Origin of the sequence: Sphingopyxis sp. SE2, assembly GCF_032227185.1 — a bacterium.
Lineage (GTDB): Bacteria > Pseudomonadota > Alphaproteobacteria > Sphingomonadales > Sphingomonadaceae > Sphingopyxis.
The window spans coordinates 3,718,592-3,737,936 of the sequence record NZ_JAPMXW010000001.1 but is presented as its reverse complement, the minus strand read 5'-3'; the positions used below and the strand labels follow the sequence as shown (position 1 = coordinate 3,737,936).

9 protein-coding genes are annotated in these 19,345 nt (G+C 66.1%); 4 read left to right on the top strand and 5 right to left on the bottom strand.

What is annotated here, in order from left to right:
• Positions 1 to 1,362: a hypothetical protein gene (locus OVY29_RS17820; RefSeq protein ID WP_313911833.1), complete on the bottom strand. Its 1,362-nt coding sequence runs from the start codon at positions 1,360 to 1,362 to the stop codon at positions 1 to 3.
• Positions 1,359 to 1,964 carry a recombinase family protein gene (locus OVY29_RS17815; RefSeq protein WP_099185149.1) on the bottom strand — a complete coding sequence of 202 codons (606 nt, stop codon included), beginning with the start codon at positions 1,962 to 1,964 and terminating at the stop codon, positions 1,359 to 1,361. Before OVY29_RS17815 ends, OVY29_RS17820 begins: the two co-directional genes overlap by 4 nt.
• A gap of 147 nt (positions 1,965 to 2,111) precedes the next feature.
• Here OVY29_RS17815 and OVY29_RS17810 point away from each other — a divergent pair, with 147 nt between their 5' ends.
• The 4 genes from OVY29_RS17810 to OVY29_RS17795 all read left to right on the top strand — a co-directional run bounded on the left by OVY29_RS17810 (position 2,112) and on the right by OVY29_RS17795 (position 14,303).
• Complete coding sequence (locus tag OVY29_RS17810; RefSeq protein WP_058804985.1) at positions 2,112 to 5,045, top strand: Tn3 family transposase; 2,934 nt, start codon at positions 2,112 to 2,114, stop codon at positions 5,043 to 5,045.
• A gap of 15 nt (positions 5,046 to 5,060) precedes the next feature.
• A complete protein-coding gene (locus tag OVY29_RS17805) occupies positions 5,061 to 10,349 on the top strand; it encodes an MG2 domain-containing protein (RefSeq protein WP_313911832.1) in 5,289 nt (1,762 codons plus the stop codon).
• Between the two features lie 176 nt (positions 10,350 to 10,525).
• Complete coding sequence (gene pbpC / locus OVY29_RS17800) at positions 10,526 to 12,664, top strand: penicillin-binding protein 1C (protein ID WP_313911831.1); 2,139 nt, start codon at positions 10,526 to 10,528, stop codon at positions 12,662 to 12,664.
• 100 nt (positions 12,665 to 12,764) lie between these two features.
• Positions 12,765 to 14,303: an amino acid permease gene (locus OVY29_RS17795; protein WP_037553175.1), complete on the top strand. Its 1,539-nt coding sequence runs from the start codon at positions 12,765 to 12,767 to the stop codon at positions 14,301 to 14,303.
• A 443-nt stretch (positions 14,304 to 14,746) separates the two neighbouring features.
• Here OVY29_RS17795 and OVY29_RS17790 read toward each other — a convergent pair whose 3' ends face one another.
• The 3 genes from OVY29_RS17790 to OVY29_RS17780 all read right to left on the bottom strand — a co-directional run bounded on the left by OVY29_RS17790 (position 14,747) and on the right by OVY29_RS17780 (position 19,332).
• Positions 14,747 to 15,991, bottom strand: a complete 1,245-nt coding sequence (locus OVY29_RS17790; RefSeq protein WP_313911830.1) for a multidrug effflux MFS transporter — start codon at positions 15,989 to 15,991, stop codon at positions 14,747 to 14,749.
• A gap of 132 nt (positions 15,992 to 16,123) precedes the next feature.
• Positions 16,124 to 16,426: a hypothetical protein gene (locus OVY29_RS17785; RefSeq protein ID WP_037553171.1), complete on the bottom strand. Its 303-nt coding sequence runs from the start codon at positions 16,424 to 16,426 to the stop codon at positions 16,124 to 16,126.
• 26 nt (positions 16,427 to 16,452) lie between these two features.
• On the bottom strand, positions 16,453 to 19,332 hold the full coding sequence (locus OVY29_RS17780; protein WP_313911829.1) for a pitrilysin family protein: 2,880 nt from the start codon (positions 19,330 to 19,332) through the stop codon (positions 16,453 to 16,455).
• Between the last annotated feature and the right edge of the window lie 13 nt (positions 19,333 to 19,345).

Here is a 19,345-nt window from a genome sequence, read left to right as displayed (position 1 = left end):
CTATTTGCGCAGGTTCTCGATGCCAAGTTCGCGCCACATCCAAGTGAAGTCGTAGGTGGCCATCGGGTCGTTCGCGTCGAGTTGGCTGCTGCTGCGGTTTTCGAGATGCTTGAGCCACCCGGCTACTCGGTGCCGGCCTGCGGCAGTTTGAACGGCTGCGCGCGGGGTGATGTCGCCGAGCATGCCGACGGGTTCATCGAGCGTCGCGCGGTACTGACGGTCGAGCATGGCATGGATGAGCGGGGTTGCAACCTCTGGCGCAATGGCGGGTGCCGGTTCGGATGATGTCAGCCCCTCGGCCCGCGCCGCCATGGCCTGTTCGACCGTCTCAATCGTGGTCAGCGGCGAGCCGACCAACCCGGCGAGCGCATCGTTGATAAGCGTGGTGCCGCGTTTCGCTCGCTCGGCCGAGGTGACGGCGAGCATCAGGGCGCGGCCTTTCAATTCGACATTGCCGAGCACCGGGGTGCCGTCCGCCATCGTCACACCCCACGCCATGCGCCCGGTGCTTTTCGCTTTTCCGTTCGGTTTCTCGCCCAGCCAGTTCCAAAAGTGCGTGGTTTCCCGCTGAAGCGCAGGGAGAGTATCAAGCCGCTCGCCGACCAGCGCCTGGGTCACGCCGCGTGCGAAGGGAAAGCGCACGCGGTGGAACATCACCTCCTCGCCATCACTGTTGTGCAGCGTGGGGATGGACGCCGGTCCCATGGTCCTGGGAACGACATCGAACAGCCATGCCGTGCTGATGAGGGCCGGAAGTGCAGCCAGATCGTCGGCGTCTAGGTTCAACGCGGTTTGCGGGCTGCGCTTGCCCTTCGAGCGCCGTAGATCGGCGACGATCGCCTCGGCCGCCTCCATAGTGAACGACAGCACGCCCCCCGACAGGAGGTGCTTGCCTCCGACCTGCACGACGCGGGCACCGATCCTGTCCCATTGCTTCAGCGTCTGCGAGGCGCTGCGCTCGGATACTCGAAGCGGCTCGCTGCCCTGGATCAGGTCACGCACAAGGAAGCCGCTCCCGGGCTCGACCTCGCTCACCTCGTGGAGGCTCATCACCGACGATCGGAGGGCACGCAGGTAGATTTTGGTCGGGCCGCTCTCGTTCCAGCCCCGGCGCCGAATATAGTCATCAACGATGTTCCGGTCCCCGGGTTCGATGGTGCGCGTGAGCAGATCCTCGAACGCGCATCCCCACAACACGCCGGCCCAATGATCGCCGACGATGTCCGCCAGCTCGTCCGCTTCGAAGTCGAACTCCTCCATCGCCAGCCCGAGATGATCGCCGAGCGCCTCGCCCAGATGCTCGCCCCAGGCCGGCGAGGTGGCGAACTTCATGACGCCGGACAGATCGTGACCACGCTTCATGCCTGTTCCCTCTGCTGCTGACTGAATTGCTGGCGGTGCGCGGCGACGATGCGCGAGACGGTGGGTTCGCTGACGCCGTAGAGCCGCGCCATCTCGGCACCGGACTTGCGGCCGGACGTGACGGACTCGGCGATTTCGCGGCGCTGCTTGTCGCCGAGCTTGGGCCGACGCCCGCCGATCCGTCCTTCTGCGCGAGCCTGGGCAAGGCCGGCGCTGGTACGCTCGCGGATCATGGCCCGCTCAAACTCGGCGAAGCTTCCCACCATCTGCATCATCATCCGCCCTGCCGCGGTGGTGGTGTCGATCGCCTCGGTCAGCGAACGAAAGCCCGCTCCCGCGTGCTCGATCCGCTCCATGATGTGCAGCATGTCCTTCAAGCTGCGCGACAGTCGGTCGAGCTTCCAGACGACGACGACATCTCCCTCGCGCAACTGGCCGATCATCTCCAGAAGCTTGGGTCGGTCCCACCGCCCACCGCTGGCGGTCTCCTCGAACATCCGCTTGCAGCCGGCGGCATCGAGCGCGCGCCGCTGCGCGGCGTTCGACTGGTCGTCGCCCTTCGATACGCGGGCATAGCCGATCAGATAGGGTTCGCGCGTCATCTGCGTCTCTTTCACAAACGGCCGTATCCGGAGGTGGAAACAGGATGCACCAATTTCCGCAGCCTTGGGCCTTTCACAATCCTCTTTCATTAAGCGGGCAAAAGGCAAGAGGTTTTTGAAGGATGAAACATGCCCGCACGTATTCCGATGACCCAGCGGCAGCGCGCCGCATTGCTTGCTTTGCCCGACAGCGAGGCGGCGGTGGTGCGACACTATGGCCTCGATGCCGAGGACCTTGCTGCAATCGGCACCGCGCGCACTCCGGCAACCCGGTTGAGCTACGCCCTGCAACTCTGTTGCCTCCGCTTTCCGGGGCGGCATCTGCGCGCAGGCGAGCTGTTGCCTGCGATCATGCTCGACCATATCGCCGAGCAGGTCGGGGTGGATGCAGGCGCCATCGCCGACTTCGCGCGGCGAGCGCCGACCCGCTACGATCAGCTTGCCGCCATCAAGGCGCGCTTCGGCTTCACCGATCTGAGCCGGCCAGCGCGCGGTATCATGATGACCTGGCTGGAAATCGAAGCCATGCCCATCGTGGACGGGCGTATTCTGCTCGATCGACTGCTCGACGAGCTGCGCACGCGGCGCATCGTTATCCCCGGCATCAGCGTAGTCGAGCGGATGGCGGCCGAGGCGATGCTGCGGGTGGAAACCGATCTGGTCGCTGCAATCCATGATAAACTCGATGCGGATATGCGTCAGCGCCTCGATACGCTGGTCGATGAGAAGGTGCATGATCGACAGAGCCGCTTGTCGTGGCTGCGCGAACCACAGCCCCGCGTCGCGTCAGCCTCGCTCGCCGAAATCCTTGAGAAGATCGCTCTGATCCGCAGGACCGGAATTTCCTGTGTTCCGGTCGATCCCCTGCACGAGCCACGCATGACGCAGTTCGCCCGCGAAGGCGTGCGCTATACCGCCCAGGCCTTCCAACAGATGCGCGCCTCCCGCAGGCGGGCCATCCTGCTTGCTACGCTGCGCGAGATGGAAGCCACGCTTACCGACGCGGCGATCGCCATGTTCGGCGCCTTGATGGGACGCGCTCACCTTCGTGCCCGCAAACGCCTGGAACAGGGAATCGCGATTTCGGGACGCGAAGGCCGTGACCGACTGATGCGCATCGCCACCGTGCTGGAAACAGTTAGCCGGGTAGCACGCACCGGTGAAGATATCGGCGCGGCCCTCAGGGATATCGTGCCTCTCGACATGCTCGATGCCGATGCCGCGATCATCCGTCGTACCGCGGCACCTCACAGGGACGATGTGTTGAGCGAGATCGCAGCCGAATACCGGACCTTCAAACGAATAGGACCTCTATTCCTGCAAACGCTCGATTTCCACGGCCGGGTCGGCACCGCGGCGTTGCGCAATGCGATGACGGTCCTGTCGGATCTTGATGGCGACTGGCGCAAGCCGCTCCCTGCCGACGTTCCGCTCGGTCATGTCGAGCGGCGCTGGCACCGCCATGTCGTGGTCGCCGGCAAGATCGACCGGACGCATTGGGAGATGGCCACCTACGGGGCGCTCGCCAATGCACTGGCATCGGGTGATATCTGGGTGCCGAGGTCACGGCTGCACAGGTCGCTGGACGTGCTGCTCGCGCCATCAAGTGGCGCAGCGCTGCAACCGGTGTTCTCGCTCGGTGATCCACACGCATGGCTCGATCAGCGCGCCGCGCAACTCGACAAAGCCTTGTGCGACGTCGCCCAGAATCTGGCCGGACGTGATGCTGCCCTGTTCGCTGGCGAGCGATTGCGCTTCCCCAAGGAACTGAAGGACGATGATGCCGGGCACGACGAAGGACGGCATCTGACGCTTGCCTGCTACGGTATGCTGCCTGCCACGCGTATCACCGACGTGCTGTCGCAGGTCGAACGATGGACCGGCTTCACCCAGCACTTCGGGCACGTCTCGACCGGGTTGCCGCCTGGCGATGAGCAGGCCTTCCTCGCCACTCTGATTGCCGAAGCGACCAATCTTGGGCTGTCGCGCATGGCCGAGGTATGCGGCGCAGGGTCACGCCGCGCGCTGCTGCGCATGCAGACATGGCACATGCGCGAGGAAACCTTTCGGGCGGCGCTCGCCTGTCTGACCGACGCCATCCACGCCGAGCCGATCGCCGCCTGGTTTGGGCAAGGACACCGGGCTTCCGCGGATGGCCAGGCCTTCTACCTGGGCGGGCCGGGCGAAGCCGGCGGAGCGGTCAACGCCCATTATGGTCGCGACCCAGTGGTCAAGATCTACACCACCATCACCGACCGCTACGCGCCGCTGCACCAGACGGTGATCGCCGGCACGGCAGGAGAAGCCATCCATGCGCTCGATGGGCTCCTCGGCCATGACAGCAACGCCGATCTGACCGCACTGCACGTCGATGGAGGCGGCGTTTCCGACATCGTGTTCGCAACGATGCATCTCCTCGGGCTCGATTTCGAGCCGCGCATTCCTCGCCTGTCCGACCGGCGCCTCTACGCATTCGAACCTTCGAAGCGCTATGGCAGGCTTGCGCCACTGTTCGGTCACAGGCTCAACCGGGATCTGATCGTCAGCCACTGGCCGGATATCGAACGCGTCATCGGCGCGATGCGTGATCGCACCGTTACGCCCTCGCTGATCCTCAAAAAGCTATCCGCCTACCGCCAGCAGAACAGCCTCGCCGCGGCGCTCCGCGAGGTAGGACGGATCGAGCGCACGCTGTTCACGTTGCGCTGGTTCGACGATCCGGCGCTACGCCGCACGGTCACCGCCGAGTTGAACAAGGGCGAGGCGCGCAACAGCCTGGCGCGAGCGGTCGCCTTCCATCGGCTCGGTCGCTTTCGCGACCGTGGCTTGGAGAACCAGCAAACCCGCGCGGCTGCCCTCAACCTCGTCACCGCAGCGATCATCCTGTTCAACTGTCGCTATCTTGGGCACGCCGTCGAAGAAATGCGCCGCCGCGGAAGCCAGATCGATCCGGCTATGCTGTCTCGGCTCTCACCATTGGGCTGGGATCGCATCAATCTCACCGGCGATTATGTCTGGTCCGATCACCTCGATCTCGACGCCAATGGCCTCATGCCGCTGCTCATCAAACCGCTACCGTGAATCTGTGTCCGCATAATGCACAGGGGCCATGTCCTGCCGCGCGAAACCGCGACCGAGATTTTGACCGGGCTCGGCGACAATAATTGGTCGCGCCAGTCCTTCACCTACGACGCCGGGCTGCCGCAGCGCTTCCCCGCGGCGGGCGTCGACCGCGAAGCCGCGCTCGACCGCATCGTCGCGCTCAAATGCCGCCGCCCGCTGCCGCCGGGACGCGAGATGGCGCTCGTCTGGGACGCGCGCATCAGCCAAGCCGGGGTGCCCGGCCGCACCGCGGGCCGCGACCAGCGTTTCGATTATGACGTGCGCCCCGCCTTCACCGCCAAAATGTCGTGCAGCCGCGTCAATCCGCAGGCGGGCTGCAATCCGATCAAGGATGTCGTGTTGAGCTTCGCCTCGCCCGTACGGCGCGAGAGCGCGCTCGCCGCGACGCTGAGCACGTCCGACGGCAAGCGCCTTACGCCCAAAATCGACGACGACGACAAGAACGACGACTGGTTGACCACCGTGCGCTTCGCCGGCCCGCTGCAGCAGAATGTCGACGCGACGCTCGTGCTGCCCGCGAACGTCACCGACCAGAGCGGCCGCAAGCTGCAGAACCAGTCGAACTTCCCGCTGAAATTCCACATCGACCGCGCCCCACCCTTGGTCAAATTCGCCGCCGAATTCGGCATCCTCGAAGCCGGCGAAGGCGGCGTTCTGCCCGTCACCGTGCGCGGGGTCGAAGCCAGCCTCGTCCAGTCGAACCTCAAGATGCCCGTGGCCGCGCTTCGGGTCGGCGACGACGATGCCGCGATCGCGCGCTGGCTTCGCCGCGTCGACGACGCCGACGACACCGACTATCGCGAGGAAAAGAACGCCGCGGGCAAGGACGTCACCGTCAACTACACCGGCACCAAATCGGTGTTCGTCGGCGCCCCGGCGGGCGGCGAACGCCGCAACCTGCAACTGACCCCGCCGGGCGGCGGCAAGGAATTCGAGGTCGTCGGCATCCCGCTCGCCGAAAAGGGCTTCCACGTCGTGGAGATCGCGAGTCCGGAATTGGGCGCCGCGCTGCTCGGCCGCCGCGGCACGCGCTATGTCGCGACCGCCGCGCTCGTCACCAATATGGCGGTGCATTTCAAATGGGGCCGCGAAGGCTCGCTCGCGTGGGTGACCGCGCTCGACACCGGCCTTCCCGTCGGCGGCGCCGAAATCCGCGTCACCGACGCCTGCACCGGCCGCCTGCTCGCGCGGGGCAGCGCCGACAAGGCGGGCCGCCTCGCCTTCCCATCGGCGCTGCCCGAGCCCGAAACCTGGTCGAGCTGCGAGGAAAATCCCGACATGGCGAAAAGCGAAGGCCATGCCCTGATGGTCAGCGCGCGCTCGGGCGACGATTTCAGCTTCACGCTCACCGACTGGGGAAACGGCATCCGTCCCTATGATTTCGACCTCCCCTATGGCTGGTCGGAGCGCAGCGACATCCTCCACACCGTCTTCGACCGCGCGCTCGTCAAGGCGGGCGAGACGGTGCATATGAAGCATATCCTGCGCCGCCCGATCGGCCTCGGCTTCCGCACCCCCGAACCGCTCGCGGGCAAGCTTCGCCTCGTCCACCGCGGCTCGGACACCGAATTCGAGATGCCGTTCGCCATCACCGCGGCGGGCAGCGGCGAGACGGTATGGAACGTCCCCGCCTCGGCGCCGATGGGCGATTATGAACTCGTCTTCGTCACCAAGGATAAGGACGGCGAAGACAAGACGATCTGGCCGGGCCAGACGGTCAAGGTCGACGAATATCGCCTGCCGACGATGAAGGCGACGATCACCGGGCCGAAGACCGCGCTCGTGCGCCCCGCCGCGGTGCCGCTCAATCTCTTCGTCGGCTATCTCTCGGGCGGCCCCGCGCCGAACATACCGGTCGAGTTGCGCACCAATTTCCGCTCGAGCTGGTCGCCACCCGAAGACTACAAGGATTGGGATTTCGACGGCCAGCCGGTGAAAGAGGGCGTGGTCCAGCTCGACGACAGCGGCGATACGCCGTCGGCCGACCTGCCGCTCGCGCGCTCGGTCCCGCTCACCCTCGACGCCAATGGCAGCGCGACGACGAGCGTCACCGTCGACCAGCCGATCACCGAACCGACGCTGATGGCCGCCGAAATGGATTATGAGGATGCGAACGGCGAGACGCTGACGTCGAGCCGCCGCATCACTCTCTATCCCTCGGCCGTCCGGCTCGGGCTCAAGACCGACGGCTGGCTGATGCGCGACAACGACCTGCGCCTCAACTTCATCGCGCTCGACTTGGACGGCAAGCCGATCCGCGGCCAGCGCGTCGCCGTCGCGCTCTACAACCGCGAGATTATCACCGCGCGGCGCCGCCTGATCGGCGGCTTCTACGCCTATGACAATCAGATGCGCACGACGCGCCTCGGCGCGACATGCAGCGCGACGACCGACAAGCTCGGCCGCGCGAGCTGCGCGATGGCGCCCGGCGTCTCGGGCGAAATCACCGTCGTCGCGACCACCCAGGATGTCGACGGCAACGAAGCGCGCGCCGTGCGCTCGGTCTGGCTCGCGGGCGACGACGACTGGTGGTTCGGCGGCGACAATGGCGACCGCATGGACGTGATCGCCGAACAGCCGCGCTACGACGCGGGCGACACCGCGAAATTCCAGGTTCGCATGCCATTCCGCGAAGCGACCGCGCTCGTCACCGTCGAGCGCGAGGGCGTGCTGTCGAGCTTCGTCGTGCCGCTGAAGGGCACCAATCCCGTCGTCAAGGTCAAGCTGCCCGCGACCTACGCCCCCGACGTCTATGTCTCGGTGATGGCGGTGCGCGGCCGCGTCACCGGCGGCGAAAGCTGGTTCCGCAAGCTCAAGCGCACGGCCGGCTTCAAGATCGAGAATAGCGAGGGCGCGCCGCCGACCGCCCTCGTTGACCTCGCCAAGCCCGCCTACCGCATGGGCATCGCGCGCATCAAGGTCGGCTGGGAAGGCCATCAGCTCGGCGTCAAGGTCAAGGCCGACAAGGAGAAATATGCGGTCCGCGAAACCGCGAAGGTCGCGATCGAGGTCGAGACCCCGGGTGGCAAGGCGCCGAAAAATGCCGACGTCGCCTTCGCCGCGGTCGACGAAGCGCTGCTTCAGCTCGCGCCCAACGAAAGCTGGGAAGTGCTCAACGCGATGATGGGCGAACGCACGCTCGACGTGCTCACCTCGACCGCGCAGATGCAGGTCGTCGGCAAGCGCCACTATGGCCGCAAGGCGCTCGAACCGGGCGGCGGCGGCGGCGGCGACCTTTCGGGCCTGACGCGCGAGGATTTCCGCCCCGTGCTGCTCTGGAAGGGCCATGTCCCGCTCGATGCCAAGGGCCGCGCTACGGTCGACGTGCCGCTCAGCGACAATCTCTCGGGCTTCCGCCTCGTCGCGATCGCGACCGACGGCTCGCAATATTTCGGCACCGGCGAGACGAGCGTGCGCACCGTGCAGGATCTCGGCGTCTTCGCCGGCATGCCCGAACTGGTGCGTACCGGCGACACCTATGACGCGCGCTTCACGCTCAGGAACGGCACCGATCAGCCGATGGAGGTCACCGCGACCCCGACGCTGTCGCCCGCCGTCGCGACCGCGCCGCCGCTCACTGTCACCATCCCCGCGGGCGGCACGGTGCCGATCAGCTGGTCGATGACCGCGCCCGATCAGACCGGCCCGATCGAATGGACCGTCGATGCCGTGGCCAAGGGCGGCAAGGCGCGCGACCGGCTCGTCTTCGAACAGGTCGTCGAACCCGCGGTGCCGGTCGAAACCTGGGCCGCGAGCCTGTTCCGCGTCGGCCCCGCGACGACGCTGCCGATCGCGATCCCCGCGGGCGCGCTCCCCGGCGGCTATGTCGATATCGCGCTCGCAGGCACGCTCGCGCCGCCGCTCACCGGCGTGCGCGACTATATGAGCGCCTATCCCTACACCTGCTTCGAACAGCAGACGTCGCGCGCCGTGGCATTGGGCGACATCGGCCGCTGGCAGGCGCTCGCGGGGGCAATGCCGACCTATCTCGATGACGACGGGCTGCTCCGCTACTGGCCGAACGAACGGATGGAAGGATCGATCGAACTCACCGCCTATGTGATGAACGTGACCGCCGCGAACGGCTTCGCGATCCCCGAGGCATCGAGGGAAAAGATGGTGAAGGCGCTGCAGGCGGTCGTCGAAGGACGCCTCACGCGCAAGGGATACGGCCCGTGGGACATCCGCCCCGTGCGGATCGCGGCCTTGGCGGCGCTCGCACGCAACAAGGCGTCGAGCGCCAGCCTCGTCGCCGCGATCGACGTCGCGCCCGCCGACATGACGACGGGCACGCTCGCCGACTGGCTCGTCGCGCTCGAAAAGACGCCGGGGGTGCGAAATGCCGCCGGTCTGCGCACCGCGGCCGAAGCCGAACTCAGAAAGCGCCTCGTCTATGAAGGCACGCGCCTCGACCTCGTCGACGATGCGAAAGCGCCGTGGTGGATGATGACCAGCGGCGACGAGATGGCGATCAAGGCGCTCGAAGCCGTGCTCGGCCGCAAGGGCTGGGAGGATGACGCGGGCAAGCTGATGGTCGGCGTCGCGCAGCGCCAGCGCAAGGGGCATTGGGACACGACCCCCGCCAACGCATGGGGCGCGGTCACCGTCCGCCGCTTCGCCGCGCTTTATCCGGCGAGCGCGATCACCGGCGTCACCAACATCGGCCTCGCGGGCGACACCGCGACGCAAAGCTGGCCGCTGCCGGCGGAGCCGGTCTCGCCGCTCCGCGTCGCGCTCAACGCGGCGACGATGAGCCTCAGCCATCAGGGCGGCGGCGCGCCATGGGCCACCGTCATCGTCAAGGCGGCGGTGCCACTCAAGGAACCGCTCAACGCCGGCTATCGGATCAAGCGCTCGGTCAGCATCGTCAAGGCGGCGAACAAGGACCGGCTGACGCGCGGCGATGTGATCAAGGTGCGGATCGAGGTCGTCGCGACCGCGGGCCGGACGTGGGTCGTGGTGAGCGATCCGGTCGCCCCGGGCGCGACGATCGTCGGCAATCTCGGCGGCCAGTCCGAAATGCTCGCCGAACAGGCGGGCGGATCGGGCGCGCAGCCGAGCTATGTCGAGCGCGGCAAGGACAGCTGGCGCGGCTATTTCGGCTGGATGCCCGCGGGCACCCACGCGGTCGAATATGTCGTGCGTTTGAACGGCTCGGGCCGCTTCACGCTGCCCCCGACACGCGTCGAGGCGATGTATTCGCCCGCGATCCGCGGCCAGTGGCCGAACGCGCCGCTGACGGTGGCGAGCGTGGGGTCTTGATGGGCAAGCGCGAGCCCGCAAAATCCTCCCTGTCGCGCAGCGATGGGGAGGTGGCAGCGCGAAGCGCTGACGGAGGGGCTATGGCGCGAGGTAGCCGCCCCTCCACCATCGCCTGCGGCGACGGTCCCCCTCCCCATGCCTTCGGCACGGGGAGGATTGTTTAGGCCTCGCGACCAATGACCGTTCGATTCCGCCTCCGCGACGCCCTCGCCTGGCTCGCGCTCGCTGCGCTCGTCCTCACCACCATCGCCCACCTCGCGACGAAATCACCCCCGATGCCCGACTTCGCCACCGTCCGCGCCGACTGGCGCCCCAGCGAAGCCTGGCTCTACGATCGCGACGGCCAGCTTCTCGACAGCGAGCGCGTCGATTTCGAACGCCGCCGCCTCGCGTGGGTGCCGCTCGGCGACATCAGCCCCGCCGTCCGCGACGCGGTGGTGAACGCCGAGGACCGGCGTTTCTGGTCGCACGGCGGGGTCGACTGGCTCGCGGTCGCGAGCGCGGTCCGCGCGCGCTTTACAAGAGGGGCGACAGGCGACCGCTCGCGCGGCGCCTCGACGCTCGCGATGCAGCTCGCCGCCTTTCTCGATCCCGGCCTCGCGCAGCCGGGCCAGCGCGACTGGCGCACGAAGATCCGTCAGATGCGCGCGGGTCAGGCGCTTGCGTCGAACTGGTCGCACGAACAGATGCTCGAGGCCTATTTCAACCTCCTGCCCTTGCGCGGCGAGGCGCAGGGCATCGGCGCGGGCGCGCAAAGCCTGTTCGGCAAGAAGCCCGCCCAAATGAATCGTACCGACGCCGCGCTCTTCGCGGGCCTGCTCCCCAATCCCGCCGCGGGCGCCGAGGCGCTCAGCCGCCGCGCGTGCCGCATTGCGAAAGCGAAGGATTGTTCGGCGATCCGCGCCGCCGCCGCAACGCTCGTCTCGGGCGAGCATGCCGCGCGCTTCGACCCCGGCCTCGCGCCGCACCTTGCCGTCCGCTTGCTCGACAAGCCCGGCAAGCGCGTCGCGACGACGATCGACCGCCGCATCCAGACCGCCGCGATCGTCGCGCTGCGCCGCCAGCTTGAGGGGCTCGGCGCGAACCGCGTCCGCGACGGCGCGGTCGTCGTGCTCGACAACGCGACCGGCGAGGTGCTCGCCTATGTCGGGGGTGTCGGCCTCGGATCAACCGCCGCGCAGGTCGACGGTGCCAACGCGCGGCGGCAGGCGGGCTCGACCCTGAAACCGCATCTCTATGCGCAGGTGATCGAGCATGGCTGGCTCACCGCCGCTTCGATCCTCGACGACAGCCCGGTCCAGCTCGACACCGCGTCGGGGCTCTATGTCCCCAAAAATTACGACCGCAGCTTCAAGGGACCGGTCAGCGTCCGCCACGCGCTCGCCTCGTCGCTCAACGTCCCCGCGGTGCGCACGCTCATCATCGACGACGTCCAGCAGTTCCGCGACCGCCTGTGGGCATTGGGCTATCACGGCCTTGTCGAGGACGGTGAATATTACGGCTTCTCCCTCGCGCTCGGTTCGGCTGAAGTGTCGCTCGTCGAACAAGCCAATGCCTTCAGAACATTGGCGAATATGGGCAAGTGGTCGCCCGTCCACTTCAGCGATATGCGCAAAGATGGTGAAGAAGCGCGCGCGATCGTCAACCCCGCCGCCGCCTTCATCGTCGGCGACATCCTCGCCGACGCCTCCGCCCGCGCCGACGCGTTCGGCGCCGACAGCGCGCTCCGCCTCCCCTTCTGGGCCGCGGCCAAGACCGGCACCTCGAAAGGCATGCGCGACAATTGGTGCGTCGGCTTTACCGACCGCTTCACCGTCGCGGTGTGGGTCGGCAATCTCGAGGGCGATTCGATGCGCGCGGTGTCGGGCACCTCGGGCGCCGCGCCGGTCTGGCGCGACGTGATGATGGCGCTCCATGCCGGCAGCCCCGGCAAGCCGCCGAAAATGCCGAACGGCGTCGAGGTGCGGCAGGTCAGCCTCCCCGGCACGCGCGAGCCGCCGCGCCGCGAATATTTCCTCGCCGGCACCGCGCAGACCGAAATGGCCTCCGCGCCGCAGGCCGCGCGCCGCCCGCGCATCACCAGCCCGGTCAGCGGCAGCGTCTACGCGCTCGACCCCGACATCCCGATCGATCGCCAGCGGCTCGCGGTCACGGTCAGCGGATCGGTCGCCGGATACCGGCTGATCCTAGACAAAAAACCGCTCGGCGATGCCGACGCCGGGCAGCAAATATTGCCCCGCCCGGGCGCGCATATGCTCGCGCTGGTTGATCCAGGCGGCCGAATGATTGACCGTGTGCGCTTTACGGTACGGTAAGGCGGTGGCCCTCTGAAATTAAGTTGCGCTGACGCGCGGAGCGGCTAGTCTGCCCCGCCATGAGACGGGCGGCAGCTCAGCCGCTCCAAAGGGGAAGAATATGCTATTTGACCGCGTAAAGCCGCTCGATGCCATTTTGGCGACAGCGGAAAAGAAATCGCTTACGCGCACGCTCGGCGCCTTTCAGCTAACCATGCTGGGGATCGGCGCCGTGATCGGGACGGGGATTTTCGTTTTGACCGCAGAAGCCGCGCAAAAGGCGGGCCCCGGCATGATGATCAGCTTCATCATCGCCGGCTTCGTCTGTGCCTTCGCCGCGCTCTGTTACGCCGAAATGGCGTCGATGGTCCCGGTGTCGGGATCGGCTTACACCTATAGCTATGCCGTGATGGGCGAGCTGATCGCTTGGATGGTCGGCTGGGCGCTGATCCTCGAATATGCGGTCGCCGCGGGCGCCGTTTCGGTCGGCTGGTCGGGCTATGTCGTCGGGTTGATCGAGCATAGTTTCGGGATAGATATACCCGCAAAATACGTGCTCGGGCCGTTCGATGGCGGTATGATCAACCTGCCCGCAATGTTCATCGCGGGCCTCGTCACGATGCTGCTCGTCATCGGAACACGCGAATCCGCGACGGTCAACGCCTTCCTCGTCGTGGTCAAGGTCGCCGCGCTGACGCTCTTCATCGTCCTCGCCCTGCCGGTGATGAACATGGAGAAGTTCGAACCCTTCGCTCCGCTGGGTATCGGCGGCATCGGCGCCGCTGCGGCGTCGATCTTCTTTGCTTATGTCGGCTTCGATGCGGTTTCCACCGCGGCCGAAGAGACCAAGAATCCGCAGCGCAACATGCCGATCGGCCTGATCGGCAGCCTCGCGATCTGCACCATCTTCTACCTGCTCGTTGCAGCGGGCGTCATCGGCACCGTCGGCGCGCAGCCGGTCGGCATCGATGCCGCGACCGGCCATGCGCTCGAACCCGGCAGCCGCGAACTCGCGGCGGCGTGCGGCGCCATCAGCGATCAGGCGGTGGTCTGCTCGAAGGAAGCGCTGGCGTGGACGATGCGCGAAATCGGTTGGCCGCAGATCGGTAATCTCATCGGCCTCGCCGCCGGCCTTGCGCTGCCGTCGGTCATTCTGATGATGATGTTCGGCCAGACCCGCATCTTCTTCGTGATGAGCCGCGACGGCTTGCTGCCGCAGGCCTTTTCGAAGATCCACCCGAAATTCAACACGCCGCACGTGATCACGATCATCACCGGCGTCGCTGTCGCGCTGTTCGCTGCCTTCTTCCCCGTGGGGCAGCTGGCGAACATCTCGAACTCGGGCACGCTCTTCGCTTTCGCCGCGGTGTCGATCGCGGTGATGGTGATCCGCCGCACCGATCCGGGCCGCCACCGTCCGTTCAAGACGCCGCTGATCTACATCACGGCGCCGATCGCGATTCTCGGCTGCCTCTACCTCTTCTTCAATCTCGACCAGAAGAGCATCAACCTCTTCCTGATCTGGGCCGCCGTCGGCTTGGTGGTCTACTTCGTCTACAGCCGCAAGCGCAGCCATGTGGGTCTGGGGCATGTCGAAGTGCACGAGGACGACCCCGACGCACCGCCGCCGCCGGTCCCGCCGGCACCGTCGTTCAACTGACGGTTCGACCAATAGAGGGAAAGGGGGCTTCGGCCCCCTTTTTTTGTTATCCGATAAGACGATGACAGCAATCGACCGATTGCGAACGTTGATTATGGCACCTAAAAAGAGCGTGTGATTGGGATTGAAGCTCTTCTAATCATCGGCCTCGTTGCGGGTTTCTTTGTTGGCTTGGCAATTCCGAGCCACAAGATAGGCTGCTTGGCCTTATTGCCGATTCCAATCACCATGATTGCCTACATAAGCAGATGGCAGAGCCAGCACCCAGAAAGTCTCCGTTCTACGAGCGGGCTAGACTTCCTGTTCGGACCTCTTTGGCCATCGGCAGGAGCTATCGCAGGCTTCTACCTCGGTAGATTTGTCCGAACGCGATATTTTGGGCTTTAGGAAACGGTAACTCTCCACCCCCAAGCGGATCCTATGACCGCGAGCCTAGATGGTCGTCAATACGGACTTTTCGGCGCGGTTCCCGGCCGGGTGAATAGCTTGCCGCGTTCGGCCCAGAAAACGAGCGCGAGGCCGACGACGGCCGAGATCAGGAAGGCATAAGCGAGCGGCAGCGTCGTACCATCATATTGCTGGCCGATCGTCGCGCCGACGGTCGCCGCGAGCAGCGTCTTGGCAAAGCTCTGATACGACGAGGCGACGCCCGCCATATGCCCGAAATCCTCCATCGCGATCGAGCCGAAATTGCTGCCGATAAAGCCGACGAGACCGACATTGACCATCATCAGCACGGTGAACATCCACAGGGTCTCGGCGCCGCTGAGCGCCGCGACGATCTGCAATATCGACGTCGCCATGAAGGCGAACACCGCCGACTGCGACACGCGCCGCGCGCCAAAGCGTTCGACGATCGCGGCGTTCGAGAAATTGGCGATCGCGATGCCGACCGCGACGATGGCGAAGATCAACGGGAACATCGCCCGCGCCCCGAACACCTCGGCGATGATCTGCTCGCTGCTGTTGAGATAGCCGTAGAGCGCGCCCTGCATCATCCCCGACGCGATCATATAGCCCGCGGCGCGGCGGTGCCGCGTCACCGTTGCCCAACCCGCGACCATCGTCTTGAAATCGAGCGGGCGCACGTCGGCGGGATCGAGCGTTTCGGGTAGCCGGCGGAGCCAGAGCAGCATCACGATCGACATCGCCGCAAGCACGATGAAGATCGCACGCCAGCCCGCCACCGCGGCGATGCCAGCGCCGATCGTCGGCGCAATGATCGGCACGATCATGAAGACGAGGAAGATCAGCGACAGCCGCTTCGCCATCGCGTCGCCCGCGAACAGGTCGCGGATCACCGCGACGACGATCACGCCGAGCGCGGCGCTCACCAGCCCGTGGATGAAGCGCAGCGCGAGCAGCATTTCGAAACTCGTCGCGAGCCCGCAGCCGATCGACAGCGCCAGATAGGCGAACAGCGCCGGAACCAGCACACCCTTGCGCCCGAAGCGATCCGAAAGCGGCCCGTAAAGCAACGACCCGAAACCGATGCCGAGCAGATAGATCGAGATGACATGCTGACGGTCGTTGGCGACGGTGACGCCCAGCGTCTCGCCGATCGACGGCAGCGCGGGCAGCATCGAATCGATGGCGAGCGCGTTGAGCGCCATGACCATCGCCATCATGACCACCATTTCCCGGTCGCCCGGCAGGCTCCGTTGGGGGGATTGGGCCGGCTTGTGCATGGCAGCAGCCTATGCGCCCAAGCCGCCGCTTTGGATAGCCCCCCAATGTCCGCAAAGCCGAAAGGGCATTGCTATGCAAAGAGAAAGGGCCGCCCGATCAAGGCGGCCCTTCGCTTGTTGCCCGTGGACGGGTCAGCCCTGACGCGTGCCCGTCATCGCCATCGAACCGAACGCGCCGGCCTTGATCGTGCCGGTCAGCGCGTCGCCGTCGATCGTCGCTTCGCATTCGAGCGTCATCGGCATCGGCACCTTCATGTTCATGGTCCAGCTCAGCTTGTTGCCGTCGACCTTGCCATTTTCGACATCGAGCGACCCCATCGCGCCGGCGTTCTGGCCGGTGAAGCTGTCGCCGTTGCTGGCGACGGTGAAAACCGACTTCTGGTCGCCCATCGGCGACTTGGTGACGCAATCATAGCTGCCATCGACTTGGGACATCTGCGCTCTCCTTACTGAAACTGATGTTAGTTAGCGGGAGACACCGTTTCCACGGGCAGACCCAATCCGTCAAGCTGCGGTTTCACCACGGCGGCATCGCCGACGACGACATAGACGAGATCGTCGGTGCTGAGCGCCCCGCGCGCCGCGGCATCCAATGCTTCGGGCGTCATCGCCTCATAGGTCGCGGGCAGCTTCTCGTAATAATCGTCGGGACGATCGAACTTCTCGATCGCGCGCAGCCCGCCGAGCACGTCGCTCGAGGTTTCGAAACTGCCCGGCAGTTCGCGGACGCTGCCGTTCACGGTGCGCTGCAATTCCTCCTTGGTCACGCCCTTGTCGCCGAGGAAGGCCTTGAGGTCGCTTTGCAACTCCTTGATCGAATCGCCGGTACGGTCGGCCTGCACCGGCGCCGAAGCGATCCAGCTGACCCGATTCTTTTCGCCCGACACGCTTGTGCGCACGCCATAGGACCAGCCCTTCGTCTCGCGCAAATTCATGTTGAAGCGCGACAGGAAATTGCCGCCGAAGATGTCGTTCGCCGCGCGCAGCACTTCCAGCCCGTCGCCGCCCTTGGCGTCGAGCACCTTGCCCGCGAGGATCACCGACTGCGGCGCCTTGGGCCGGTCGACGAGCAGGATGCGCGGCTGCGGCTTCGGAACCGCGACCTCGAAATGCTTCGTCGGCTTCGGCGTTGCCGGCGCTTTCCAGTCGCCGAACGCCGTGTCGAGTTCCTTCTTCACCTCGGCGAGCGTCGTGTCGCCGACGACGAAGATGCGCGCATTGTCGGGGCGGATCCACGCCGAATGGAAAGCCGCGAGCTGATCGCGCGTCGCTTCGGTCACCGCCTTGGCATTGCCGAGGCCCGAGGGCGGAATGCCATAGGGATGCTCGGCGCCATAGAGCGCGGGCATCAGCACCCGCTGCGCGATCGCGCGCGGTTCGTTGAGTTCGGCCTTGAGCCGGTTGAGCTGCTGCGCGCGCACCCGCTCCAGCTCCTTCGCATCGAAGGCCGGATTGCGCACATAATCGGCGAGCAGCGCGAGCGACGCGCGCAAATTCGGCTTGAGCGCGAACAGCCCGAGCGCGGTTTCGTCGGCGTCCGCATAGCCATAGGTCTGCGCGCCGAGCCGCTCCTTCGCTTCGGCAAAGGCGATCGAATCGAGGCTGGTCGTGCCCTCGTCCATCAGGCTGAGCATCAGCGACTGGGTGCCGAGCGCGCTGCGCGGGTCGGCGGCATAGCCGGCATCGAAGCTCACCTGGACGTTGACCGTCGGCACCGTCGTGCGGCGCGCGAACACCAGCTCGATGCCGTTCTTGAGCTTGGCGCGCTCGATCTCGGGAAATTCGAGCGCCTTGAGGCCCGTCACGTCAGGAAACTGCGAGCGGTCGGCGATCGCGGTCGCCGCGCCGATCCCGCTGTCGGGGCCGACGTCGCCGAGCGCCGGGTTCCAGTAGCGGTCGGGCTGGACCGCCGGCGCACCCTTCGCCGCGACCACCGCGCCGCCGCGATGCTCGCCGCCTTCGGTGCGCTCGCCGGGCGTATAGGTCAGCGAAAAGGCGGGGCGCGACAGCCATTTGCGCGCCGCGTCGCGCACCTGCTCGGGCGTCGCCTTGGCAAGCCGCTCGAGCTCGACTTTATAGTAAGCGGGATCGTTCGAATAGAGCGCACCCTCGGCGAGCGTCACCGCCTTGCCGCCGAAACCGCCGACCGATTCGAGCTGCGAGATCGCCCCGCCGAGATAGCTGGCGGTCGCACGCTGCAATTCGTCGGCGGTCGGCCCGCTTGCGAGAAAGGCCGTGATTTCCTCGTCGAGCCTTTTTGCGACATGCGCGGGATCGACGCCCGCCTTGACGTCGGCCTGGACCAGCACGATCCCCGCATCCTCGAACGGCGACGCGCCGGCCGAAACGCTGACCGCGATCGGGTCCTTGCGCACCAGCGCATTGTCGAGCCGCGACGAGGACAGCCCGCCGAGCACCGACATCGCCATCTGCAGCGGCACCGATTCGGCATCGTTGAGTCCCGGCATCGTCCACATGCGATAGATGCGCGTCGTCGGGATCAGGTCCTTGACCTCCTTCGCGAGCGGCGCGGGCAGCGTCGGCAGCGAGGTTGCGGGCACCTTGATCTCGGGACCGCGCGGAATGTCGCCGAACCATTCGCCGACCTTGGCCTTCGCGGTCGGCACGTCGATGTCGCCCGCAAGGACGAGCACCGCATTGTTCGGGCCGTAATTGTCGGTGAACCATGTCTTCACGTCGTCGAGGCTCGCCGCGTCGAGGTCGGCCATCGAGCCGATCGTGCTGTGATGATAGGGGTGCCCCTTGGGAAAGAGATTCTCGAAAATCTCGTAGCGAAGCAGCCCATAGGGATTGTTGTCGCCCTGCCTTTTTTCATTCTGGACGACGCCGCGCTGGTTATCGAGCTTTTCCTGCGTCACCGCGCCGAGCAGATGCCCCATGCGGTCGCTTTCGAGGAACAGCGCGAGATCGAGCGCGCCGGTCGGCACCGTTTCGAAATAATTGGTGCGGTCGAGGAAGGTGGTGCCGTTGAAATCGGTCGCGCCGACCTGGCGCAGCGGCTCGAAGAAATCGTCGGGAGCGTTTTCGGAGCCGTTGAACATCAGATGCTCGAACAGATGGGCGAAGCCCGTCTTGCCCGCGGGCTCGTGCTTCGACCCGACGCGGTACCACACCGACACCGCGACGACCGGCGCCTTACGATCCTCGTGCACGATGACGCGCAGGCCATTGTCGAGCGTGAAGGCTTCGTAGGGAATATCGACCGCTTTGACGAGGTCGGCGGTCGGCGCGGGCGCCGCGGCTTTGGCGAGCGCAGGAGCGGCGGCGACGAGCGAGGTCGACAAGGCAAGGGCGACGACGAAACGATGGAAACGAGCCATGAAAATCCCCTAG